The sequence below is a fragment of the Larkinella soli genome, assembly GCF_003703975.1.
Taxonomy (GTDB): domain Bacteria; phylum Bacteroidota; class Bacteroidia; order Cytophagales; family Spirosomataceae; genus Larkinella; species Larkinella soli.
The window spans coordinates 599,158-621,878 of the sequence record NZ_QTJY01000001.1 but is presented as its reverse complement, the minus strand read 5'-3'; the positions used below and the strand labels follow the sequence as shown (position 1 = coordinate 621,878).

The 22,721-nt window shown below is 54.6% G+C and carries 20 protein-coding genes and 1 other RNA gene; 19 read left to right on the top strand and 2 right to left on the bottom strand.

Annotated features, from left to right (window positions below; translation table 11 throughout):
- Positions 1–94: 94 nt before the first annotated feature.
- From mltG to DX909_RS04565, 6 genes are all read left to right on the top strand, one after another.
- Positions 95–1,132 (top strand): endolytic transglycosylase MltG, encoded by a 1,038-nt coding sequence (mltG, locus tag DX909_RS04590; protein WP_128543929.1) that lies wholly within the window; start codon positions 95–97, stop codon positions 1,130–1,132.
- Between the two features lie 25 nt (positions 1,133–1,157).
- Positions 1,158–1,565 carry an acyl-CoA thioesterase gene (locus DX909_RS04585; protein WP_128543928.1) on the top strand — a complete coding sequence of 136 codons (408 nt, stop codon included), beginning with the start codon at positions 1,158–1,160 and terminating at the stop codon, positions 1,563–1,565.
- Positions 1,566–1,577: 12 nt separating this feature from the next.
- Positions 1,578–2,603, top strand: coding sequence for a YihY/virulence factor BrkB family protein (locus DX909_RS04580; protein ID WP_310589825.1), 1,026 nt, complete (start codon positions 1,578–1,580; stop codon positions 2,601–2,603).
- A 268-nt stretch (positions 2,604–2,871) separates the two neighbouring features.
- Positions 2,872–3,909: a glycosyltransferase gene (locus DX909_RS04575; protein ID WP_128543927.1), complete on the top strand. Its 1,038-nt coding sequence runs from the start codon at positions 2,872–2,874 to the stop codon at positions 3,907–3,909.
- Between the two features lie 71 nt (positions 3,910–3,980).
- Complete coding sequence (locus tag DX909_RS04570) at positions 3,981–4,601, top strand: L-threonylcarbamoyladenylate synthase (protein WP_128543926.1); 621 nt, start codon at positions 3,981–3,983, stop codon at positions 4,599–4,601.
- A gap of 230 nt (positions 4,602–4,831) precedes the next feature.
- On the top strand, positions 4,832–5,770 hold the full coding sequence (locus DX909_RS04565) for a hypothetical protein (RefSeq protein ID WP_229310951.1): 939 nt from the start codon (positions 4,832–4,834) through the stop codon (positions 5,768–5,770).
- A 12-nt stretch (positions 5,771–5,782) separates the two neighbouring features.
- On the opposite strand, the gene DX909_RS04560 is transcribed toward DX909_RS04565, so the two are convergent.
- Positions 5,783–6,658, bottom strand: a complete 876-nt coding sequence (locus DX909_RS04560) for a lysophospholipid acyltransferase family protein (protein WP_310589824.1) — start codon at positions 6,656–6,658, stop codon at positions 5,783–5,785.
- Positions 6,659–6,771: 113 nt separating this feature from the next.
- Between DX909_RS04560 and DX909_RS04555 the strand changes: the two genes are divergently transcribed.
- The 3 genes from DX909_RS04555 (at position 6,772) to DX909_RS04545 (ending at position 11,271) form a co-directional block, all read left to right on the top strand.
- Complete coding sequence (locus DX909_RS04555; RefSeq protein WP_128543925.1) at positions 6,772–7,425, top strand: WbqC family protein; 654 nt, start codon at positions 6,772–6,774, stop codon at positions 7,423–7,425.
- Between the two features lie 67 nt (positions 7,426–7,492).
- Positions 7,493–10,021 carry an ATP-dependent Clp protease ATP-binding subunit gene (locus DX909_RS04550; protein ID WP_128543924.1) on the top strand — a complete coding sequence of 843 codons (2,529 nt, stop codon included), beginning with the start codon at positions 7,493–7,495 and terminating at the stop codon, positions 10,019–10,021.
- A gap of 77 nt (positions 10,022–10,098) precedes the next feature.
- A complete protein-coding gene (locus DX909_RS04545) occupies positions 10,099–11,271 on the top strand; it encodes a hypothetical protein (RefSeq protein WP_128543923.1) in 1,173 nt (390 codons plus the stop codon).
- Here the strand turns inward: DX909_RS04545 and DX909_RS04540 are convergent, their stop codons facing one another.
- Positions 11,272–12,096, bottom strand: a complete 825-nt coding sequence (locus DX909_RS04540) for a phosphatidylinositol-specific phospholipase C/glycerophosphodiester phosphodiesterase family protein (RefSeq protein ID WP_229310949.1) — start codon at positions 12,094–12,096, stop codon at positions 11,272–11,274.
- A gap of 90 nt (positions 12,097–12,186) precedes the next feature.
- Here DX909_RS04540 and fabG point away from each other — a divergent pair, with 90 nt between their 5' ends.
- The 10 genes from fabG (at position 12,187) to trmD (ending at position 22,700) form a co-directional block, all read left to right on the top strand.
- Positions 12,187–12,933, top strand: a complete 747-nt coding sequence (gene fabG / locus DX909_RS04535; protein ID WP_128543922.1) for a 3-oxoacyl-[acyl-carrier-protein] reductase — start codon at positions 12,187–12,189, stop codon at positions 12,931–12,933.
- A gap of 5 nt (positions 12,934–12,938) precedes the next feature.
- A complete protein-coding gene (locus tag DX909_RS04530) occupies positions 12,939–15,023 on the top strand; it encodes a vWA domain-containing protein (protein WP_128543921.1) in 2,085 nt (694 codons plus the stop codon).
- The gene (locus DX909_RS04525) at positions 15,010–15,954 is read left to right on the top strand and encodes a DUF2279 domain-containing protein (RefSeq protein WP_128543920.1); all 945 of its coding nucleotides are present in this window, start codon (positions 15,010–15,012) and stop codon (positions 15,952–15,954) included. Before DX909_RS04530 ends, DX909_RS04525 begins: the two co-directional genes overlap by 14 nt.
- A gap of 75 nt (positions 15,955–16,029) precedes the next feature.
- On the top strand, positions 16,030–16,992 hold the full coding sequence (locus DX909_RS04520; protein ID WP_128543919.1) for a Smr/MutS family protein: 963 nt from the start codon (positions 16,030–16,032) through the stop codon (positions 16,990–16,992).
- Between the two features lie 124 nt (positions 16,993–17,116).
- Entirely contained in the window at positions 17,117–18,412 is a 1,296-nt protein-coding gene (locus DX909_RS04515) for a DUF4403 family protein (protein WP_229310948.1), read from the top strand.
- A 121-nt stretch (positions 18,413–18,533) separates the two neighbouring features.
- Positions 18,534–18,960, top strand: an RNA gene (rnpB, locus tag DX909_RS04510) — RNase P RNA component class A.
- A 77-nt stretch (positions 18,961–19,037) separates the two neighbouring features.
- Positions 19,038–20,594 (top strand): OmpA family protein, encoded by a 1,557-nt coding sequence (locus DX909_RS04505; RefSeq protein WP_229310947.1) that lies wholly within the window; start codon positions 19,038–19,040, stop codon positions 20,592–20,594.
- A 100-nt stretch (positions 20,595–20,694) separates the two neighbouring features.
- The gene (locus DX909_RS04500) at positions 20,695–21,327 is read left to right on the top strand and encodes a 30S ribosomal protein S16 (protein WP_374755856.1); all 633 of its coding nucleotides are present in this window, start codon (positions 20,695–20,697) and stop codon (positions 21,325–21,327) included.
- Between the two features lie 115 nt (positions 21,328–21,442).
- On the top strand, positions 21,443–22,033 hold the full coding sequence (gene rimM, locus DX909_RS04495) for a ribosome maturation factor RimM (RefSeq protein ID WP_128543917.1): 591 nt from the start codon (positions 21,443–21,445) through the stop codon (positions 22,031–22,033).
- Positions 22,023–22,700, top strand: a complete 678-nt coding sequence (trmD, locus tag DX909_RS04490) for a tRNA (guanosine(37)-N1)-methyltransferase TrmD (protein WP_128543916.1) — start codon at positions 22,023–22,025, stop codon at positions 22,698–22,700. The genes rimM and trmD overlap by 11 nt, the downstream gene beginning before the upstream one ends.
- Positions 22,701–22,721: the final 21 nt, after the last annotated feature.

Genomic DNA, 22,721 nt, shown 5'->3' with positions numbered 1-22,721 from the left:
GTTCTTGTAATTCAACCCTGATCCTTTCTACCTTTGTGACGGCGATTGGTTTCGGACGGAAGGACCGCTATCGAACTCCAATCCCCGAATTGGTATGTCCAGAAACTTCAAGATTGGGATTTTTGTAACCTTAACGGTTCTCTTAGCTACGTTTTCGTTTTATTTCTGGCAAATTTTCAAGACGCCGAACCTGCAGGCCGGTGAGAACGACGGAAATTTCGACCTTTTCATCCCGCGCGGGGCTTCCTACGAAGCGGTGATGGACTCCCTCAATAAACACAAGGTGCTGAACGACCAGATGTCGTTTCGGTTTCTGTCCCGGATGATGAAATATCCGGAGCACGTGAAATTCGGTCATTACGTCATCAAAAAGGGCATGACCAACTACGACGCCATTCGGAAACTGCGGTCCGGTGATCAGGACCCGGTTCGGGTAACGTTCAACAACCTCCGCCTGAAAGACGATCTGGTGGCCCGCCTGGGGTCGAAATTCGAGTTCGGACCGCAGAAGCTGAGTGCCCTCCTGAACGACCCGGAGGTCTGCCAATCGTTCGGTTTCGATACCACCACGATCATGTGTATGTTTCTGCCGAACACCTACGAGTTTTTCTGGACGACCAGCGCCGAAAAATTTCTGGAGCGGATGGGCAGCGAGTATAAGAAGTTCTGGACTCCGGCCCGGAAGGGAAAGGCCGGAGAACTCGGATTGTCGCAAACCCAGGTGCAGGTGCTGGCGTCCATTGTCGAAGCCGAAACCAAAAAGGAGGACGAAAAACCCCGCGTGGCCGGCGTTTACCTGAACCGGCTGAACCGGGGCATGCCGCTGGAGGCCGACCCGACGCTGGTCTTTGCCCACCGGGATTTCACGATTCGCCGGGTGCTGAATCGGCACAAAACCATCGATTCGCCCTACAATACCTACCGCTTCAGGGGACTGCCTCCCGGCCCCATCAACCTGCCGACGCTGTCTTCCATCGATGCCGTCCTGAACCACGAAAACCACGAGTACCTGTATTTTGTGGCCCGCGCCGATTTCTCCGGGTACCACACTTTTGCCCGGACGTACGACGAACACCTCAGCAACGCCCGGATTTATCAGGCGGCACTGAACCAGCGGGGCATACTTCAGTAGGAAAGGTCGACCAGAAACCGGAACCATGTTCAGTTACAGTGTGCCGCCCATTCGGGTCCGTTATGCCGATACCGATCAGATGGGCTATGTCTATTACGGTAATTACGCCCGGTATTACGAGATCGGTCGGGTAGAGGCCCTGCGAAGCCTTGGTTTTCATTACAAGGAAATGGAAAGTTCGGGGGTGATGATGCCGGTGTACGAAAACCGGTCCCGGTATCTGAAACCCGCCCGGTACGACGACCTGCTGACGGTCCGGGTGTCCATCCGCGAACTGCCGACCATCCGGATCGTGTTTCAATACGACATTTACAACCAGGAGGGAGACCACCTGAATATCGGAGAAACCACCCTCGTATTTCAGCAGATCCGGACGGGGCGGCTGTGCCGGGCGCCGGATGAACTGCTTGAAAAGCTCAAACCTTTTTTCTAAGCTTACGTTAAGATGGAAACGATCGGCCGGTTTGGGCCGTTGTCCGTCGGCGCCGTTTATCCCCGATACCTCAATGGATTCCGTATGTGGGAGAGAATCGAACGAATTTCCTGGGTTCAGAACCTGATTCAATACCTGAAAACCCACCGGGCCCTGGACTCGAAGCAGTCCTGGTTTGAATTTTTGCAGCGGTTTCTGCCGAAAATCTCCGACCCGGATACCAGCGAACGGTCGGCCTCGGTGTCCTATAGTCTGCTGCTGGCCGTCTTTCCGTTCACCATTTTCCTGTTTACCCTGATTCCGTATATTCCGATTCCGGACCTGGAAAACCAGATCATGGATTTCTTGAGCAAGGTGCTGCCGGCTTCGACCTACGATACGGTCAAAACCACCATTTATGACATCATCAGCCGGCCCCGAAGCGGTATTCTGTCGTTTGGTTTCGTGCTGGCGCTGTATGCGGCCACCAACGGCATTCTGTCGCTCATGATGGCTTTCAACGTAGCCGACCGGCTGGGCGAGGGCCGGAGTTTCATCCAGACCCGCCTGATCGCCTTTGGCCTGACGCTCATGCTGGCCGTCAGTCTTTTCCTGGCGGTGGCGATTCTGGTCATCGGGGGCGTCATCACCGATTATCTCCAGCAGATCCGGATTCTGGACAATGCGTTTGTGACCAGCCTGCTGCACTTCAGCCGGTATTTCGTGGTCTTTGTGGTGTTCGTGGCGGTGATTGCGGTGATCTACCGGTATGGTCCGGCCGTCAAGATGAAATGGAGGTTTATCACACCGGGCTGCATCGCGGCTTCGGTTCTGATCGTCCTGACCACCTACGGCTTCTCGTATTACGTCTCCAACTTTGCTTCCTACAACAAGCTGTACGGTTCCATCGGAACCCTGATCGTGCTGATGGTCTGGATCAATCTGGTTTCACTGCTGCTGATACTGGGCTTCGACATGAACATTGCCCTGTACAACCTCGAAGGGGAAAGGAATCCGAAGGTTCACGAAAAAACAATAAATGCTCCCCAAACAGTTTAGAGAGCATTTACAAAAACCCTAACCCATTAATCAGTAACTCCGGATGGACTCCTGAAGACTGATTGTTTTCTTCTTTAATTCCGTATAAAAACCATGCCAAAAGTCTCCGGCTTTCTCTGTTCAGGAGAAAGACCGGACCTTTTTTTGGAGCGTTACTTCTGCCGTTCGCTCAAAAGTGTTACGGAAATCTCTCGACAAATCGATAGTATTGGTGTAAGATGGCCCAAACCTTCCTTGTCTGGTAATTGGATTTTAGTACATCATCAAAATGAGTGAAGTTCCAGGAGCGGTACCCCCCGGCCTGCTTGCCGAATATTTTTCGTCGATCCGGCCACTGGTGTCGGTGATCTGCATCAGCTACAATCATGAGCGTTTTATTGAGGCATCCCTGCGGTCGGTTCTGAAGCAGACCTATCCGGCCGTCGAACTGATCGTTGTGGACAATGCCAGCGCCGATGCCACCGTGGAGAAGATAGAAGGGTTGCTGCGGGAATCCCCGGGAATCCAACTGATCCGGAACACGTCCAATGCCGGAATCTGCCGGGCATTTAATCAGGGCCTTGAGCGGGCCCGGGGAAAATACGTGATCGACCTGTCGGCCGACGACATCCTGTACCCGGAACGGATCGCCCGCCAGGTGGCGGCCTTCGACCGGCTACCGGGCGATTACGCCGTCGTGTTTGGCAATGCGGCCTTCATCGACGAAAACGACCGGCTCCTGGGGTATCATTTTCCGGTCGATGCTGCCCTGCAGGCCACCGTTCCCGTCCCGACCGGCTGGGTCTTTCGGGAAATTCTCAGGTCGTATTTCGTCTGTACTCCGACCATGATGATGCGGAAGGACGTGCTGGACAGCCTCGGAGGATATGATGAATCCCTGAGCTATGAAGACTTCGATTTCTGGGTTCGGACGGCGCGGGATTACCGTTACCATTACCAGGACGATGTGCTGACGGCCAAGCGGTTATTGAGTTCGTCGCTCTCCGGCCAGTTCCGGCAGGCCGGCAATGCGCTGCTGGACTCGACGCTGGCGGTCTGTTACAAAGCCTTCGACCAGTGCCAGACCGCCGAAGAATACCGGGCGCTGGCCGGGCGCATCCGCTGGTTCATCCGGCAATGTTTTTATTCCCATCAGTACGAACTTGCCTTCAAATTCCGCGAGTTACTCGAATTCATGGAACCACCCGGCTGGCAGACCAGTCTCGTTCTGCAATGCTGCCGGTGGCGTATACCGGTCAACGGCCTCTACCAGCGGTACAGCCGGTGGCAGGAAAGCCGCCGGACCCCCGTCCGGCTGGAAGTCTGAAAGCGGCCGATCAAAAATTCGGTAACCAAACCATTTTTCTGTAGTTATGCAGGAAAGAATACAGCCAAGGTATGCCTGCCGAGTTTTTAAAGATTCATCCGACCACACCCGAAGAACGCAAAATCCTGCACGTCGTCGACATCCTCCGCGACGGGGGGGTCATCATCTATCCGACCGATACCATCTACGGGCTGGGCTGCGACATTCATAATGCCCGGGCCGTGGAGCGCATCGCCCGCATCAAGGGCATCAAACCACAGAAGAACAATTTCTCCTTCATCTGTTACGATCTGAGCCATATCGCCGACTACGCCCGGGTCGGGAACCAGGCCTTCAAAATGATGAAGCGGCTTTTGCCCGGCCCATACACCTTCATCCTGGAAGCCAGCAGCCGGGTGCCGAAAATCCTCCACAGCAACAAACGGACCGTCGGTATCCGGGTTCCCGACCATCCGATCCCGCGCCGGATCGTGCAGGAACTGGGCAACCCCATCATCACGACCACGATCCGGGATGAAGACGAAATCCTGCAGTACCCGACCGATCCGGAAATTATTTTCGAGCGGTTTCAACACCTGGTGGACCTCGTCATCGACGGGGGTTACGGCGGAAATGTTCCCTCCACCATCGTCAACGCAACCGATGATGCGTTCGAGATAATCCGGCAGGGACTGGGCGAAGTGGAGGTCTGAGCAGGATATGTAAAACTTAATTTTTGATTCTGGAGAGAGTTCGTATTTTTAAGCCGAGTTGAAAATCAATCACGTCAATCAATCAGGAACAAGTGGTAAAGGGAGGGTTACAGGTGTGCCGTTCGGCATGGAGAGTTTCGCTAATAGCTTCATTATTCATTTTTTCAAACCATTTAACAGGCTGCACGTCGAGCAACGGCACGAGTGAGGAAGGCCGGAAAGCCGACAGCGTGGCCGTCGGCAAAGCCGAACCGGCCGCCGACACGACCCGGAAGACGGCCGGGGCTGCGCCCGCGACCCCGGACACGACGGAAAAAGACCCGCTGAAGGCCGACTCGCTCCGGTTCGCCGGCGACCTGCCGGACACGATTCTTCCGAAATACCGCATTCTGGCCTATTACGGCAACCCCCATTCCAAGAAGATGGGGATCCTGGGGGAATACCCTCTGAAGGAAATGCTCCGGCGGCTGGATGAGGAATCCGAAAACTGGGCGAAAGCCGATCCTTCAAAACCGGTTCAGAAAGCGCTGCACCTGGTGGCTATTTCCGCCCAGGGCGCTCCGGGTAAGGACGGAAAATACCGCCTGCGGATGAGCGATAAGACCATCCGGAAAGTGATCAGCTGGGGAGCCCGGCACGGTGCCATCGTGTTTCTGGACATTCAGGTGGGCCTGGCCGATCTGAAAGGAGAGATGGCCTTTCTGGAGAAGTATCTGAAGCTGCCCTACGTTCACCTCGGCATCGATCCGGAGTTCTCGATGAAGACAGGTGCCCGGCCGGGCACCCGAATCGGAACCTACGACGCCAGTGACATCAACGATGCCGTTCGGTTCCTGAGCCGGGTCAAGAAGGAGAACAACCTGCCGCCCAAAATCCTGATCGTTCACCGCTTTACGCAGCGGATGGTTACCAACTACAAGAACATCAAACTCGACCCGAACGTCCAGATCGTTATGAACATGGACGGCTGGGGTCCGCCCTCCCTGAAGCGCGATTCTTATCAGGATTATATCGTGAAGGAACCGGTGCAGTATACGGGTTTCAAAATCTTCTACAAAAACGACATGAAAAAGGTTGATCTGCGCTCCAACCATAAGGTACCTCACCTGATGGAGCCGGAGGAGGTTCTGGCCCTCGATCCCAAACCGATCTATATTCAGTACCAGTAGAAAACCCGGAGTTTAAAATTTCACCCTGATCTCTTTATACCGGGTCCGCCGGTGTTTCCAGCGCTTGTGGGACCAGAGCCAGTCGGCCGGGGCCTCCCGGATGGTTTTTTCCAGCGCATCGCGATAGCGGTTGAGAATTTCACCTTCCGGGAGGTTACGGTACGGAGGCTCGGCGATGGGGTAAAACGTCAGTTCGTAAAACCCCCGCCGGACCCGGCGCATGCCGACGTAGAAGACCGGCAGACCGAACGCCCTCGCCAGTCGCTCGGTGCCGGGATAAAAGGGCGTATCCTGGTGCAGAAACTGGGTCCAGTAGCCGAATTCCGGCTGGTCGGGAATCTGGTCGGCCACCAGGGCGATCAGGCGGGGTTCGTTCCGGCGGGTGGCCATTTCCCTGAGAAGTTTCTTCATCGGCACCGGTTTGGCCCCGAAGCGCGACCGGATATGGTGTACGATCCGTTCGGAAAGCGCGTTGTTGAGCGGCTTGTAGACGGCATCGGCCGGCATACCGTTAACGACCGATGCCGAAGGGGCCAGCTCCCAGTTGCACTGGTGTGAAGCCATGATCAGAACCGGCTGACCTTTTACTAAATTTTTCTTCACCAGTTCTTCATTCGTAAACCGCACCCGTGCCCTCAGCTCCTCCTCCGACAGGCCGGGTAACTTCAGCGTTTCAACCAGCACATCGGCGAAGTTCCGGTAGAAATCTTTGGCAACCCGCTGAAGTTCAGCTTCCGATTGACCGGGAAAGGAATTCCTCAGGTTGGAAAGGACGACCTTTTTGCGGTAACGGATCAGGTAGGCCAAAAAAAAGTACAAGATGTCGGAGACGATGTACAGAAGGTGGAGCGGAAGCCGGGTAAGTACTCGGAAAAAGAATATTCCCATTTCAATGTTGAAAGCCGGACCAGCGAAACTTACCGGCAAATTAAAATTTTGAGGAACCGTTTGCTTGTTCCGCACGAATTCATTTACTTGGTAGTATTATCGTGTGGTAAATATTGGAAAAGTACCAAGTTGGCAGCTTGTGCCGAAATGTTCGGATCGAATTACATTACCTCCCCGGTCTCGCGTATTTTGCCGCAATCTCCCCTTTCGATACGGTTTGGCTGGAAGCGGCCGAACATTATCAGAAGCAAAGTTACAGAAATCGCTGTTACGTTCTTACGGCGAACGGCGTTGACCGGCTGACGGTGCCGGTACTGGACGGAACCCACCACCAGCCGATCCGGAACGTGCGGATCGATTACCGGCAGCCCTGGCCCGACCGGCACTGGCAGAGTCTGGTAGCCGCTTACGGAAAGGCCCCGTTTTTCGAGTATTACGCCCAGGAACTCAGGACGGTCCTGATCGCCAACCGGAAATTCCTGTTCGACCTCAACCTGGAACTGCTGACAATTTGTCTGAAATGGCTTGGCTGGAAAAAAGAGGTTCGATTGACGGAAACGTTTGAAAAACAAGTGGATGACGATTTTTTTGATCTCCACGGAAAGCTGAAGGCCCGGGGCGATGATCAAAGTGGCAGTATTTATCGGCCGGTTTCATACCCTCAGAACTTTGGCAATGTATTTGTACCGAACCTCAGTCTGATGGATCTGATTTTCAATCAGGGACCCCATTCTTCGGATGTGTTGAAGGAGTCTTTGAGACAGTGAACAATACCGAAAAAAATTTCGTTAGTACAGTATCAGACGCAAAGAAAAATAATACAACCCCAAGCGAATGGAAGCTAAATTTTCGAACCGAGTTAAGGAAGTTATCTCGCTCAGCAGAGAGGAGGCCCTGCGTCTTGGCCATGATTACATAGGCACGGAACACCTGCTGCTGGGAATGATTCGGGAAGGAGAAGGGGTAGCTGTCGGGTTATTGAAAAAATTGGGCATTTCGTTGGACGAACTCAGGGTGACTATTGAGCAGGCGACCAAAGGAACCGCGACCAACAACGTCAAAAATCTGGCTAACATCCCACTAACCCGCCAGTCGGAGAAAGTGTTGAAAATCACGTATCTGGAAGCTAAAATATTCAAAAGCCCGCTGATCGGCACCGAGCACCTGCTGCTTTCGATCCTGCGTGACGAGGATAACGTAGCGACGCAGATTCTGAACAAGTTTAACGTCAACTATGAGGTAATCAAAGAGATGCTTGAATATCAATCTTCAGGTACACGTCCTCATATGGGACCGGAAACGGACGACGACGACAACGATCGCGGCATGTTCGGCAGCGGCAGTTCCGGATCGGGTAAAGACCCGAAAGGTTCGGAGAAGTCACGTACCCCGGTTCTGGATAATTTTGGTCGTGACTTAACCAAACTGGCTGAACTGGGCAAGCTTGACCCGATCGTCGGCCGTGAGAAAGAAATTGAACGGGTGGCCCAGATTCTGAGCCGCCGGAAAAAGAATAACCCGATTCTGATCGGTGAGCCCGGTGTCGGTAAAACCGCCATCGCCGAAGGTCTTGCCCTTCGCATCGTCCAGAAGAAGGTTTCCCGGGTGTTGTTCGGCAAGCGCGTCGTAACGCTCGATCTGGCTTCACTGGTGGCCGGTACGAAATACCGCGGTCAGTTTGAAGAACGGATGAAGGCTGTGATGAACGAACTCGAAAAGTCGCCGGAAGTGATCCTGTTCATCGACGAGCTGCATACGATCGTCGGTGCAGGCGGTGCCTCCGGTTCACTGGATGCCTCCAACATGTTCAAACCGGCACTGGCCCGGGGTGACATCCAATGTATCGGTGCGACTACGCTGGACGAATACCGGCAGTACATCGAGAAAGACGGTGCGCTCGCCCGCCGGTTCCAGGTCGTGATGGTCGATGCCACTTCGGTGGAAGAAACCATCGAGATTCTGAACAACATCAAGGATAAGTACGAAGATCACCACCACGTCAACTATACGCAGGAAGCCGTGGAAGCGGCCGTAAAACTGTCGGAGCGTTACATTTCCGACCGATTCCTGCCCGACAAGGCCATCGACGTGCTGGACGAAGTGGGCGCCCGTGTCCATATCTCCAACATCTCGGTTCCTGAAGATATTCTGAAGCTCGAAGAAAGCATCGAGAATATCAAGAAGGAAAAGAATCAGGTGGTGAAAAGCCAGAAATATGAAGAAGCCGCCCAGCTTCGCGATAAGGAAAAACGCCTGATCGACCAGCTCGAACGGGCCAAGCAGGCCTGGGAAGAGGAAACCAAGAAAAAACGCTACACGGTAACGGAAGAAAACGTGGCCGAGGTCGTAGCGATGATGACGGGGATCCCGACCAACCGGGTGGCTACCAACGAAGGCGCCAAACTGCTGAACATGGCCGACCAGCTTCGCGGCCGGGTCATCGGACAGGACAAAGCCGTTGAGAAACTGGTGAAAGCCATCCAGCGGACCCGCGTCGGTTTAAAAGATCCCAAGAAGCCGATCGGCTCGTTTATCTTCCTCGGCCCGACCGGGGTGGGTAAAACCGAGCTGGCAAAAGTGCTGGCGACCTATCTCTTCGATAAGGAAGACGCGCTGGTCCGGATCGACATGTCGGAGTATATGGAGAAATTTTCGGTCAGCCGGCTCGTGGGAGCTCCTCCGGGTTATGTCGGATATGAAGAAGGCGGTCAGCTGACGGAGAAAATCCGCCGGAAGCCGTACTCGGTCGTGCTGCTCGACGAAATCGAAAAAGCACACCCGGATGTGTTCAACATCCTGCTTCAGGTCCTCGACGACGGTATCCTGACCGACGGTCTGGGTCGCCGGGTCGACTTCCGGAACACCATCATCATCATGACCTCGAACATCGGGGTGCGTGACCTGAAGGATTTTGGAAGCGGTATCGGTTTCGCCACTCGTGGCAAATCCGAAAATCAGGATGAGATCATGAAAAGCACCATCCAGAACGCTCTTCGGAAAGCCTTCTCCCCGGAATTCCTGAACCGTCTGGACGATGTGATCGTGTTCAACTCCCTGCAGCGTGAGCACATCCATAAGATCATCGACCTGATGCTGGGTAAACTGCTGGGCCGTGTGACGAGCCTCGGCTACAAAGTCGAGCTGACGGAGAAAGCCAAAGACTTCCTTTCGGAAAAAGGCTATGATCCGCAGTACGGCGCCCGTCCGCTCAGCCGGGCCATTCAGAAATACCTCGAAGACCCTGTCGCCGAGGAAATTCTGAAAGGAGACCTGAAGGATGGGGACGTTATTCTGGCCGACTACGACGACAACGGTGAAACCCTCACCATCTCCGTCAAAAAGCCGGAAACGGTAACCGAATAAAAATAAAACGTTAGTAGATAAAAGGACGGATTCTCAATCCGTCCTTTTTTTATATTGCCGCTTCAACCCTCTATGAGATGCGAAGCGCTATCCTCCTGCCCACCTTGCTTTTCCTGTCATTTTTCGCTCAAGCCCAGACCGAACCCGGCCGCGGGTTGTGGAGTGCCAGCCTCCAGATTCAGACCGTTCAGCTATCGGGGGATTATCCTTCCGGTTACACCCGCCGGGACCCCGAAATCGTCCTGTCCCTCAGCCACGGCGTTTTTCTGAACAATAACTGGCTGGTCGGCGGATCCGTGACCGGCTCCTATTTTAAACAGGTGGATTTCAGCAACACCAGCTCGCTTGAACAACGGTACTGGCGGGGCGGACTGTCGGCTTTCGTTCGGAAATACTGGGGGCAGAATCAGTGGCGGGTGTATGTCGGCGGAGGAATAGGGGGGAGTGTCGATCAGCTGAACCGGACGATCAGCACGGCTTCCGGGGTGGGCGGAACGGAGACCAGCGCCCTGTCGTATCAGGTGGCGCCTTTTACCCAGCTGGGCGGAGTCTATTTCTTAAACAGCCGCTGGGGCTTCGAGTTATCGACGACCTCCACGGTTTTTCCCTTTAGCTTCAGCGGCCTGACGGCCGGGCTGGTCTACATGACCGGTTCAACGGAAGCGGACCGCGCCATCCAGGCGGCTACTCCCCCGACCGAGGGGACTCAAACCCGGGCCGGGCGGTTTGCGGTTGGGGGAAGTCTGGCCTATTCCGGAGTTTCCAATGAGGAAAACGGGCGGAAGGGCAACGGCCGGAGCCTGTCGTTCTCGCCTTCCATCGGCCTGTTTGTCGCCGACAACCTCCTGGTTGGTATTGGCGTACCGTTCAGTCTGGATCGGATCAGTGCGGATGGAGCCTCGGGGCAGAGTACGACCAAAACCAGTCAGATCAGTCTCGGTTTTGCACCATTTGTGAGGGCTTATCTTTCCAGCACGCGACTTCGGCCGTATGTGGGGCTGACGGCTCTCTATTCTTCCTATTCCTATAAACAGGACCCTTTTCCGAGGGAAAAAATCAATTCCACCATCAGCGGCACCCTGCACGGGGGGCTGGCTTACCTCCTCGGCCGGCATTTCATTGCTGAGGCTAACCTCCTGAACCTGTCGCTCAGTAAACAAACTCAGAACAATCAACAGAAAAACGGTCTCTGGATCGGTTCTATCCAGGTCACTTCGGTGCCCGGTTTTTCTGTGCGTTATGTATTCTGATTATTTGATCACTTTGGCACATTCCTCGACCTTGTCCGTATTGATGTAGTCGATGCCGAGCCGGGCCAGTTGTTTCCAGGCATTCGGCTGGTCGGGCGAAGCCCAGAACCGGATGGGCTTGTTCTGGCTGTGGGCGCGTTTGATGAACCGTTTCAGCGTTTCCTTGTCTTTGTCGGGAATGTCCCCGTTGCCGTCCCAGCGGGAATAATTCCGGAAGGTATCGCTGATGAGGGCCACGTGCTTGAGTGTTTCGTCGTCGTAGAGTTCACTCGGGCGGCCGTCGAACAGGATGTAGGACGGATAGTCGACCCAGGAGGCAATCGGCGGGCGGTTGCCGCTGATGACGAGTTGCACCGCCAGCGGGTTCATGGCCCGGTCGAAACAGGTGCGGTAGGGGACGATGGCGGCTTCCAGTTGCTTGATGGTTTCCGGCCCGTTGTCTTTCACGTCGATCACCAGCTGGAAGGTATACCGCCGGTCTTTCGAGACCGCTCCGGCGAAATTCTTATCCCGGTACTTATCAAAAAGGCCGGCAATTGGTTTAAGGTAAAGGGAATCGAGGGTCCGGCCGGGCTGAATCTGCTGCTTCTCGTGAGCCACCATCAGTTTTCCGTCGACCAGATATACGTCCGCTTCGATGGAGCCGGCCTGGTTCCGGAGGGCGGCCTGAAGCGGTTCAGCCTTTTCATAATCGTTATGGGAGTGAATCTGCTGGGCGTAGCTCCGATCGACGAGACAGGCCGCAGAAAGGCAGAGAATGATGAACAGGCGCAGCATGGCTTTATGAAAGGTTTCCGGAAATTCGGTGGTAAAATCGTCTTGCAACGTTTCAAACAAAAGTAGTCGGATGATAGGATATATACTATTATTTTTGGAGCCAATCTGATTCATCCTCATTCGTTCCAAAAAACTACAATGGGTTTACTCCAAGGAAAAGTTGCTTTGATTACCGGGGCTTCCCGGGGCATCGGAAGGGCCATCGCAACCCGGTTCGCACGGGAAGGCGCCGGCATCGCATTCACCTATCTGTCAAGTGTTGAAAAAGGGCAGGCCCTGGAGGCCGAACTGGCCGCATTCGGTGTCAAAGCCAAAGGCTACCGGTCCGATGCTTCGGATTACAAGGCCGCCGAAAATCTGGTGAATGACGTCCTGGCCGACTTCGGAAGCCTCGATGCCCTCATCAACAACGCCGGCATCACGCGCGACGGTTTGCTGATGCGAATGACCGAAGAACAATGGGATTCCGTAATAAACGTTAATTTAAAGTCGGTATTCAACCTGACCAAAGCCGTCATCAAACCGATGATGAAAGCGAAGGCCGGATCGATCATCAACCTGACGTCGGTAGTCGGAATTCGCGGCAATGCGGGTCAGGCCAATTATGCGGCCTCCAAAGCGGGCATCATCGGTTTCACCAAATCGGTCGCGCTGGAACTGGGGTCGCGCAATATTCGCTCGAATGCCATTGCGCCGGGTTTTATCGAGACCGAAATGACCGGCGAAATCAATGAAAAGGCCCTGGAAGAATGGAAACAGTCCATCCCGCTGAAACGGGGCGGACAACCGGAAGAAGTGGCTGATTGTGCGCTCTTTCTGGCTTCCGATCTTTCCCGCTACATCACCGGTCAGGTGCTGCAGGTGGACGGGGGAATGCTAACTTAGAACTCATGCGCTCCGAACTGTATTTTCAATCCTCTCCGTGGTGGATTCTGCTCTGTATGGTGATTGGCGGCATCTATGCCTTTGCGTTGTACCAGAAGAACGCCGGATGGAGTTCCCGGATGAACTACCTGCTGTCGGCCTTCCGTTTTATTGCCGTCAGCCTGGTATGTTTTCTGCTGCTCAACCCCCTCATCCGGAGCGTCAGGACCCTGACGGAAAAACCGAAGGTGGTGCTGGCTGTCGACAATTCCGAGTCGATGACCATCGGGGGCAGGGGCGCCGTGGACCGCGCCCTGGAAGCCGCCGAGCAGCTTCGCAGCCGGCTCACGGAGGAGGGGATTGAAGTTTCGGTTCAAACGCTGGGCGACAGCCTGGTGTCGGGAGATCTGAAAAGCATTCCGTTTAACCAGCGCAGTTCGGACCTTTCCCAACTCCTGGGCGGCATCCGGACGGCTTATGAAGGCCGCAACCTCACCGATGTAGTTCTGATCTCGGACGGCATCGCCAATCAGGGTCTTTCCCCGACTTTCGGGCGGTATAATTTTGCCGTCCATGCCGTCGGTCTGGGCGATACGATTCCCAAGCGGGACGTGCAGGTGAAGGATGCCGTCGCCAACAAAATTGCGTACCTCGGAAACCAGTTTCCCATCCAGGCGGACATTGTCAGCAACGGGTTTCAGGGCCGGAGCGCCGTTGTGGTTCTGCGGCAGAACGGCCGCGAACTGAGCCGCCAGACGGTCAGTTTCAGCCGACCGGAAACCTTCCAGCAGCTGACCTTCCAGACTTCTTCGAGCCAGAAAGGCGTTCAGCATTTCGTGGTCGAGGTACTTCCGCAGAGCGGGGAGTTCACGACCCGGAACAACAAGCGCGATATTTATATCGACATTATCGACGGCAAGGAAAAAATCCTGATGCTTGCCCTGACGCCCCACCCCGACATCAAGGCGTTCCGCAGCATTATCGAGAAAAACGAAAACTACGAACTCGACATCCGGATTTTGAACAACGGAACCGCCGACATTCCCGACAAAGCCTACGATCTGGTTATCCTGCATCAATTGCCGGATAATCTCAATTCCGGGGCCGCCATCGTGCAGCGAATTCTTCAGAAAAATACGCCGGTATTGTTCGTGCTCGGCAACCAGTCCGGCCTCCAGTCGTTCAACGGTCTGAATCCGGTGATGCAGGTGACGGCCGGGGGCGGGCAGACCGACAAGGTAACCGGACGTTTCAACGCGGATTTTCGCCAGCTCAATCTCGACGTCCAGAAGCTGACGATTTTTGACCAGCTTCCGCCGGTCTCGGTTCCGTTCGGCGACTATAAGCTGAGTCCGGGCACCGAGGTGGTTCTGTGGCAGCAGGTCGGCAGTGTCCGCACCAGCAAGCCCCTGCTGGCGCTCAATGCCCGGGGTCAGCGGAAATCGGCCGTCATGGCGGGCGAAGGGCTGTGGGAATGGCGGCTGGAAGAATTCGCCCTGACCGACAAACAGAACGTGGTGGACGAATTGCTCCAGAAGGTCATGCAGCTGGTATCCATCAAGGAAGACCGCCGGAAACTGCGGGTTTATCCGATCCGGAACGAATTCATGACGGGCGAGGAAGTCGGTTTCGAAACCGAGATGTACAACGATATTTACGAAAAGCTGTACGACCGGCCCGTTCGGATGGAAATTACCAACGAACGCTCGATCACCCGGAGTTATAATTATACGCCGACCGCCAGCAACACCCGTTTCCAGGTCAGCAACCTGCCGGAAGGTGTTTACCGGTTCCGCGCAACGGCTTCTCTCAACGGAAGGACCGAAACCGCCACCGGCGAATTCATCATCCGGGAGCAGCAGCTGGAAGCCATCAATACCACCGCCGACCACCTGATGCTGCGGCAGCTGTCACAGCAGACCGGAGGAAAATTTTACAATACCGCCAGCCTGGCTTCCCTGGCCGATAACCTGACCCGCGAAAAGCCGGCCGGACGCCTGACCAGCTCCGAGGAGCTTAATGAGCTGATCAACCTGCGATGGCTGTTCTTCCTGGTCCTGCTGCTGGCCGCGGTCGAGTGGGGGTTAAGAAAGTATCATGGAGCTTACTAATCCTGAAGGCAGACGACGAACCAAAGCGATTTGCCTGATTCTGTTTTTACTTTATCTCGCGCCCGTCGTCACCGGCCGGGCCGCTCCGACCGAAATCCCACAGGACACCAGTCGGAAGGAGCCTTGTTACCGGTGTCGTCTTCAGGCCCTGATTATCGGGGAAAGCGTGGTCTACGCCGGGACTATCTATGGGCTGAGCCGGGCCTGGTATAACGACCCGCTGACCAATTTTCATTTTTTCAACGACAACGGCGAGTGGAAGCAGTTCGATAAGGTAGGCCACCTGTTCACGGCTTACCAGATCACCCGCCATGCCGCCGAAGCCTACCGCTGGGCGGGGCTTTCCAACCGGAAAGCCGCCATCTACGCCGGAATTACAGGGGTGATTTTCCAGACCCCGATCGAGATCCTGGACGGCTTTTCGCCGGAGTACGGTTTTTCGGTGGGGGATATGGTGGCCAACGTAGCGGGTCCGGTTCTTTACGCGGGGCAATATATGGCCTGGAACGAACTCCGGATTCATCCCAAGTTCTCATTTCACCAGACCGCGCTGGCGCAGGTTCGGCCGGAGCTGCTCGGCCGAAGTCTGAATGAACAGTGGCTCAAGGATTATAACGGCCAGACCTACTGGTTTTCCGTCAACCCCTGGTCGTTCGGAAGCAGGGAGTCGAAATTCCCGAAATGGCTGAACATCGCCTTCGGCTACGGAATCCAGAACATGGTGGCGGCCGAAACCGGTAAAAGCATCGAACTGGGCTATCGGCCCTACCGCCAGTATTACCTTTCTCTCGATGTGGACCTGACGCGGATTCCTACAAAAAATAAATTAGTAAGAACCCTGTTTTTTTTGTTAAATAACCTGAAAGTGCCCGCCCCGGCCCTGGAGATCAATGGCCGGAACGGATTGAGGTTCCACCCACTATATTTCTGAAAGGGCACTAAATTTGTAGTTTTGCCTTGTCCTTCCGGAAAAGGAAGATTTTTAAATTATCCGGTCTAATTTTTCATGAATATCGGCGATAAAATTCGAATGCTTCGGGCGAAGGAGCAGGGCGTAATCACCCGCTTCCTGCCCGGAAACCAGGTTGAAATTGAAATTGAAGACGGTTTTCGGATTCCGGTCATGCGCTCGGAAATCGTGGTGGTGTCTCCCCTGGAGGCCGCCCGGTTTCAAAATGAACCGGCGGCCCTGGAACCCCAAAAAAGCTACCGCTCCGAAATCATCGGAAATACCGGGATCTATCTGGCTTTCGTTCCGCAGAACGACCGGGAAGTGGCCCTTCACCTCGTCAACAATACCGACTGGGACCTTCCGATGACGATTGGAGAGGAGCGGGACGGGCGCTATACGGGGCTGCAATCCGAAATTCTCCGCCCCCGGACCCAGCTCAAGCTGAACCAGATGTATGCCGTTTCCACCTTCGAAAACTGGCCGACCTTTTTGTTTCAGGCGCTTTGGTTCCGCCGGGGTGGCTCCACGCTTCGGGAGCCGCTGATCAAACGGCTCAAATGCCGGGCGCAGACTTATTATAAAAATAAGAAAACGGTGCCGGTCCTGAATGAGCCGGGTCACCTGTTTCAACTGGACGACGAGGTCGGCAGCAAACCGGTCGAACCGGCGGTGATCCGGAGCCAGATGCTGGAGCCGTCGGAGACGGCCGTTCCGGCTCCGGCGGTCAAACGGCCGTCCTCCGTAGTCGACCTTCACATTGAGAAGCTGCTGCCTGACGGTTTCGGGCGTCGCACGAATGCCGAACTGCTGGAGGTGCAACTGCAGGAATTTGAAAAAAGTCTGGAGAACGCGATTGCGGTCGGGATGGAAGAAATCACGTTTATTCACGGCGTGGGAAATGGAGTTTTGCGGAACGAAATTCACCGGCGGCTCGGGAAGCACTCCGGCGTGCGGTTTTTCGAGGACGCACAGAAGGAAAAATTCGGATATGGAGCGACGAAGGTTAAAATTAAATAGGGTAAAATTCATTACTTTCAGCCGTTGTCTGTTTTTCCTGTCGGTATTTATCCTCACTCAGTCATGTGAGCGTTCCGTCATCACAAACCCGAAAGCTCCGAAAGCGGCCTACCCGGTCACCAGAATGGACGTCCAGAACGACAAATTTTTATCGACCGTAAACATCCCCGTTTCCATTGCGCTGACCGACGTCGAGCGCCAGATCAACCTCCAGGTCAACGGCCTGATTTATGAAGACAACAGTCCGACGGATAACGATAATGACCAGTTCATGGCCAAAGTCTGGAAGCGGGCGCCGATCCGGGTTTCGGCCAGGGACAGCCTCTTTCACTTTCACGTTCCGTTAAAAATCTGGGCAAAGGCCGGCATGAAGATCCTGGGGTTCGTGCAGTATCAGGATACCGAATTTGAACTGGATCTAAAATTCCATACCCGGTTTTCCATCGATCCCGACTGGTCGGTGAATACGCAGACCACCCCGCAGGGGTACGAATGGGTGACCAGACCCACCCTCAAGGTAGCCGGTATTGAAATTCCGGTGACCGGCATCGTCGGCCGGCTGATCGACAAAAATCTGGGCAAAATTTCCAAAGCACTGGACGAACAGGTTCGAAAGGAGGTCGATTTAAAGACGCCGGTGCTGAAAGCTTGGAATACCCTCCGGGTTCCTTATCTGCTTTCCGAAAAATACCGTACCTGGCTGCTGGTCGTTCCCAAGCGCATTCTGATTGCACCTTTTCGCCTGGAAAACAACGCCATTCGATCCAGAATCGGGATCGAAGGCTATACCCTGACCCAAACCGGCGACAAACCGGAAGTGAAACCGGCCGTTACTATTCCCGAATTGATCGTCTCAAAGGAGATTCCCGATGATTTCCGGATCGGTCTGCTGAGCGAGGCCACCTATGCGGAAGCCGCCAGGGTGATCTCCTCGGAGTTTGTCGGCCAGACCTATGAGTTTCGGGACGGGCGGTATAAGATTACGTTTACCGGTATCGACCTGTACGGCCAGAACAACCAACTGATCATCAAGGCGGGCCTGAAGGGCAGCATCAACGGGGATATTTATCTCCGCGGGCAACCTTTCTATGACCCGGAAACCCGGACGATTTCCCTGCGGGACCTGAAGTATGACCTCGATACCCGGAATCTGTTATTCCGGACGGCCAATTGGCTGCTTCAGGGAAGCTTCGCCCGGACGCTGGAAAAGCAGTTGACTATACCCGTTGGTAACCAGATCGATGAGGCCAGAAAATCGCTTCAGTCCCGTTTGACGAACAATCAGGTAACCAAAGGGGTTATTGTCAACGGAACGATCGAGCATGTCAAGCCGGATCAGGTTTATCTGACATCGGAATCGCTGCTGGCGGTCGTATATGCCACCGGCAAAGTCGGCTTGAAGGTAGAAGGACTGCAATAAGGAAAGCAGATCCGCGTGTTTTAGGGAATTGGCTCGAAAAATTAGTAGTTTTTTGATGTCAGGTTTTTAAAGAACCTAAGTATTTATAGATTTGCGTGACCTCGACAAAGGCAACCAAAGCGGAGTGAGTCGTCTTATCGCTCTGCCTTTAAAAGAAGGTGGGGAGGAAAGTCCGGACAGCATAGAGCGCCATACTTCCTAACGGGAAGGCAGAAAGCCGGCAGCGCCCGTCGCGGCAGGTGGTTCTGACAGAAAGTGCCACAGAAAATATACCGCCGGGGTTCGCCCCGGTAAGGGTGAAAAGGTGGGGTAAGGGCCCACCGCCCGGCTGGTGACAGACGGGGCAGGGTAAACCTTATGGGCTGAAAGACCAAATAGGCGTCGGAAGGGGAGCTGCTCGTTCCCGTAGCCCTTCGGGGTGATGCCGGCGCGGGTAGGTCGATAGAGTTCCGGAGCGATTCGGAATCGAGATAAATGGTAAGAGCCCGAAGCCGTCGGTTTACGACGTTTACGGGTAACAGAATCCGGCTTATGAATTTACTCCGCTGGACGTTGCCGACTCGACGAGGAAATACAATGTAAGGTCGTTCTACGTAAAAGGCTTATGAATTAAACCTGAGTTCTCATGAAGAAAATTTCCCTTTTTGCTTCTCTGACGCTTCTGTTATTCACGCAGGCAACAGGGTATGCCCAAAACCGCACCGACTCCACCATGACCAGTACCTCCTCCTCCGGCTCTACTCGGAACCGTTCCTACGAAGGAGAGTACAAAATGAATACCTGGTCGGTAACGGTTACTCCCGCCCTCACCCGGTTCTTCGGGGATCTTGACAACTACGGGATTTACAAGGGGCTACCTGAAAAAGGACCAAGAATCAAGACCACCGGAGCCCTTGGTGTGTCGATCAATAAGCAGCTTACACACCTCTTCGGAGCCTCCGCCAACTTCCATTTCGGATCGGTCATGGGTTCCAAACAGGACCTCTACAATGCCTATTTCCGTTCCGACTTCCTGCAGGGAACCCTGACGGCCAACGTCAACCTCAAATCCCTGCTGATGGGTACCCGCAAGCTGAAGCGCTGGAAGTGGGACGTTTACGGCGGTGCCGGTCTGATGTGGTTCGATACCCGCGTGTACAGCCTTTCGACCGGGAATATGATCCGCTACAGCAATGACCGCCGTGACTACAGTTCCGTGACGCAGGGTCGCTGGGAGGGCAACGGCTCGGTTTATACCCGGGAGATCGTCTTCCCCGTGGGTACAGCCATCCATTATGAACTGACCCCGCGCCTGGACATTGGTCTGGACCTGGGCTATAACATGGTGAATACCGAAAAACTGGACATGACCGTCGGCGGAGTCGATAACTCCAACCCGGCCAACGTATTCGGCTGGAAGCGCGGAACCTCAGCCCCCGACAAGTGGGCGAGCCTTGGCCTGGCGGTTACCTACAAAATCGGTAAGAATGCGATCCGGGTCGGTAAAGACGGCGTATACGATGCTACGAAAGGACGGTATCACCTGCGGTGGGCCGATCCGAAAGACCTGATCAAGGAGCCGTATAACCCGACGATGAACGACGCCGACTCCATTGCCAAAGCCAATATGCCAAAGCCGGTCGATCCCCGTCTGTATACCGATTCGGATAACGACGGCGTAGCCGACCTGTTCGACAAGGAAGCCAATACGCCGGCAGGGAGTGTCGTTTCCGGAGCCGGGGTGGCCATGAACCTCGACAGTATCATCAGCTCCATCCTGCGGTCGAAGTTTGCGCCCGAATGTGAAGCCCTCTTCAGTAACATCGAATTCGATACCGATAAGGCCACCATCCGTCCGGCTTCGCAGGATGTTCTGCGGAAGGTGATCGAACTGCTGAACCTGAAAACCAACTGCGGTCTGATCCTGGTCGGGCACGCCGACTACCGGGCCTCTTACGGCTATAACGTTCAGCTGTCGAGACGTCGGGTCGATGCCACCAAGCGGTTCCTGACCCGTGCCGGTCTGACCGACCCGAGCCGCGTCACCGTGGAATATTACGGGGAATACCGACCGCTGGCTCCGAATACCTCCTCGGACAACCTTCAGCGAAACCGGCGCGTCGAGATCAAGATCGTTCCGATGAACATGCTGCGCTCGCCCTACCAGTCCGGGCAGCGGTTTGACGGAAGATGGCCGAAATAATCTTCTTCAAAGAAAATACCGGAACCCCGACTCAGGTCGGGGTTCTTTGTTTTCAGGGCAGTGGGTAATCCGGGGATTACACCGGTTTTGCCGGTTGAGAATGGCTTTTCGCAAAAAAGTTGTATCTTTGCCCCCTGATTCACCCGAAGGACGAGATCCTTCAAGGAAAACCAACAATAAAATGGCAGTTAAAATCCGTTTATCGCGTCGTGGACGCAAAAAACTGGCTATTTACGACATTGTCGTAGCGGATGCCAGATCTCCCCGGGATGGGAAATTTATTGAGAAAATCGGGTCTTACAACCCGAACACCGATCCGTCAACGGTGGTTCTGAAAGGCGACCGCGCCGTCGACTGGCTGCTGAAGGGTGCCCTGCCGACCGACACCGCCCGTTCAATTCTTTCGCACGAAGGGGTCATGCTGAGAAAACACCTTCAGATCGGGGTTAACAAAGGCGCTTTCTCTCAGGAGGAGGCCGAAGCTAAATTTGAAGCCTGGAAACAGGAGAAGGAAAACCGGAAAACGGGTACCGTCGAAGCTAAGTCACAGCAGAAAGCTGATGCCCAGAAGGCCCGTCTGGAGGCTGAGCGTAAGGTGAACGAAACCCGTGCCCAGGCCATTGCCAAGAAAAACATCGTTGAAGCGCCTGTTGCTGAAGAAGCCGCTGCCGAACCTACGGGCGAAGCGGAAGGCGAAGCAACCGCCGAAGCAGGCGAACCGGCAGCCGAGTAATTTTTTCTTTTTGTCATTCCGGATGACAAGTCCAGCAACTGACCGAAGTCTGTATCCGAAGGGAATAGATTTCCGTCAGTTGTTGTTTTATCCAGGATACTGAAACTAACAAGCTGTGACAAAAGACGAATGTTTCCAATTAGGGAAAATCACCAAAACCCACGGTGTACAGGGTGAACTGGTGTTTTTTCTCGATGTCGATATGCCGGAAATCTATAGTGAGATGGATTCGGTGCTGATCGAAATCAAAGGCGATCTGGTGCCTCATTTCATCGAGTCGATCGTGGTCAACCGCAACCGGGCCATCGTCGCGCTGGATGGGGTGGATACCATCGAAGACGCCCAGAAACTGGTCAACTGCGATCTGTATCTGCCCCTTGAAAACCTGGAAGAACTTCCGGAAGGCCAGTTTTATTACCATGAAATCATCGGTTTTCAGGTGCGGGACGAAAAGCTCGGCGACCTCGGAACCGTCCGGACGGTCTATAATCTGAACGCCCAGGATCTGGTTTCGATGGATTATCAGGGACGGGAAATCCTGATTCCCATCAACGACGACATTACACCGTCGGCGGATAAGGAAAACCGGGTTCTGAATGTCCGGCTTCCCGAGGGTCTGGTCGATGTGTACATGACCGATCCCTCCGGCCTGCTTTCCAAATCCGATGTCGAAGACCTGGGGACCGGCGATTCCGATGAGGATTGACATCATTACGTGCCTCCCGCGGCTGCTCGACAGCTTTTTTGCCCATTCCATTCTTCAGCGCGCCCAACAGGGCGGTTTCGTCGAGGTGGTGGTGCATGACCTGCGGGATTACTCAGTCGATAAACACCGGCGGGTGGATGATTATGCCTTTGGGGGAGGGGCCGGAATGGTTATGTCCATCGAGCCGATTGCCCGTTGCATCCGCACGCTTCAGGCGGATCGGACCTACGATGAGATCATTTACGTTACGCCCGACGGCGAACGATTCGAGCAGCGAACCGCCAACCGGCTTTCTCTCCTCCAGAATCTGATCATCCTCTGCGGCCATTACAAAGGGGTCGATGAGCGGGTCCGGGAGTTGTTTATCACGAAGGAAATCAGCGTGGGCGACTACGTCCTCTCCGGTGGAGAACTGCCGGCGGCATTGATTTCGGATGCAATTATCCGGCTTCTGCCCGGCGTACTGAACGACGAAACTTCGGCTCTGACCGACTCATTTCAGGATGATCTTCTGGCTCCTCCGGTGTACACCCGACCGGCCGATTTCGAAGGGCATCCGGTGCCCGAGATCCTGCTTTCCGGACATGAGGCCAACATCAGCGAGTGGCGTTTTGAGAAAGCCCTTGAACGAACCCGACAGCGCAGGCCCGACCTGCTGAACCATTGACAAAAAGAGGAACGGAGTGCC

What these genes read in the sequence shown, in the direction of transcription:
- mltG (WP_128543929.1), top strand. Translation starts at nt 95, where the DNA reads ATGTCCAGAAACTTCAAGATTGGGATTTTTGTAACCTTAACGGTTCTC.
- DX909_RS04585 (WP_128543928.1), top strand. Translation starts at nt 1,158, where the DNA reads ATGTTCAGTTACAGTGTGCCGCCCATTCGGGTCCGTTATGCCGATACC.
- DX909_RS04580 (WP_310589825.1), top strand. Translation starts at nt 1,578, where the DNA reads ATGGAAACGATCGGCCGGTTTGGGCCGTTGTCCGTCGGCGCCGTTTAT.
- DX909_RS04575 (WP_128543927.1), top strand. Translation starts at nt 2,872, where the DNA reads ATGAGTGAAGTTCCAGGAGCGGTACCCCCCGGCCTGCTTGCCGAATAT.
- DX909_RS04570 (WP_128543926.1), top strand. Translation starts at nt 3,981, where the DNA reads ATGCCTGCCGAGTTTTTAAAGATTCATCCGACCACACCCGAAGAACGC.
- DX909_RS04560 (WP_310589824.1), bottom strand. Translation starts at nt 6,658, where the DNA reads ATGGGAATATTCTTTTTCCGAGTACTTACCCGGCTTCCGCTCCACCTT.
- DX909_RS04550 (WP_128543924.1), top strand. Translation starts at nt 7,493, where the DNA reads ATGGAAGCTAAATTTTCGAACCGAGTTAAGGAAGTTATCTCGCTCAGC.
- DX909_RS04545 (WP_128543923.1), top strand. Translation starts at nt 10,099, where the DNA reads ATGCGAAGCGCTATCCTCCTGCCCACCTTGCTTTTCCTGTCATTTTTC.
- fabG (WP_128543922.1), top strand. Translation starts at nt 12,187, where the DNA reads ATGGGTTTACTCCAAGGAAAAGTTGCTTTGATTACCGGGGCTTCCCGG.
- DX909_RS04530 (WP_128543921.1), top strand. Translation starts at nt 12,939, where the DNA reads ATGCGCTCCGAACTGTATTTTCAATCCTCTCCGTGGTGGATTCTGCTC.
- DX909_RS04525 (WP_128543920.1), top strand. Translation starts at nt 15,010, where the DNA reads ATGGAGCTTACTAATCCTGAAGGCAGACGACGAACCAAAGCGATTTGC.
- DX909_RS04520 (WP_128543919.1), top strand. Translation starts at nt 16,030, where the DNA reads ATGAATATCGGCGATAAAATTCGAATGCTTCGGGCGAAGGAGCAGGGC.
- DX909_RS04515 (WP_229310948.1), top strand. Translation starts at nt 17,117, where the DNA reads ATGGACGTCCAGAACGACAAATTTTTATCGACCGTAAACATCCCCGTT.
- DX909_RS04505 (WP_229310947.1), top strand. Translation starts at nt 19,038, where the DNA reads ATGAAGAAAATTTCCCTTTTTGCTTCTCTGACGCTTCTGTTATTCACG.
- DX909_RS04500 (WP_374755856.1), top strand. Translation starts at nt 20,695, where the DNA reads ATGGCTTTTCGCAAAAAAGTTGTATCTTTGCCCCCTGATTCACCCGAA.
- trmD (WP_128543916.1), top strand. Translation starts at nt 22,023, where the DNA reads ATGAGGATTGACATCATTACGTGCCTCCCGCGGCTGCTCGACAGCTTT.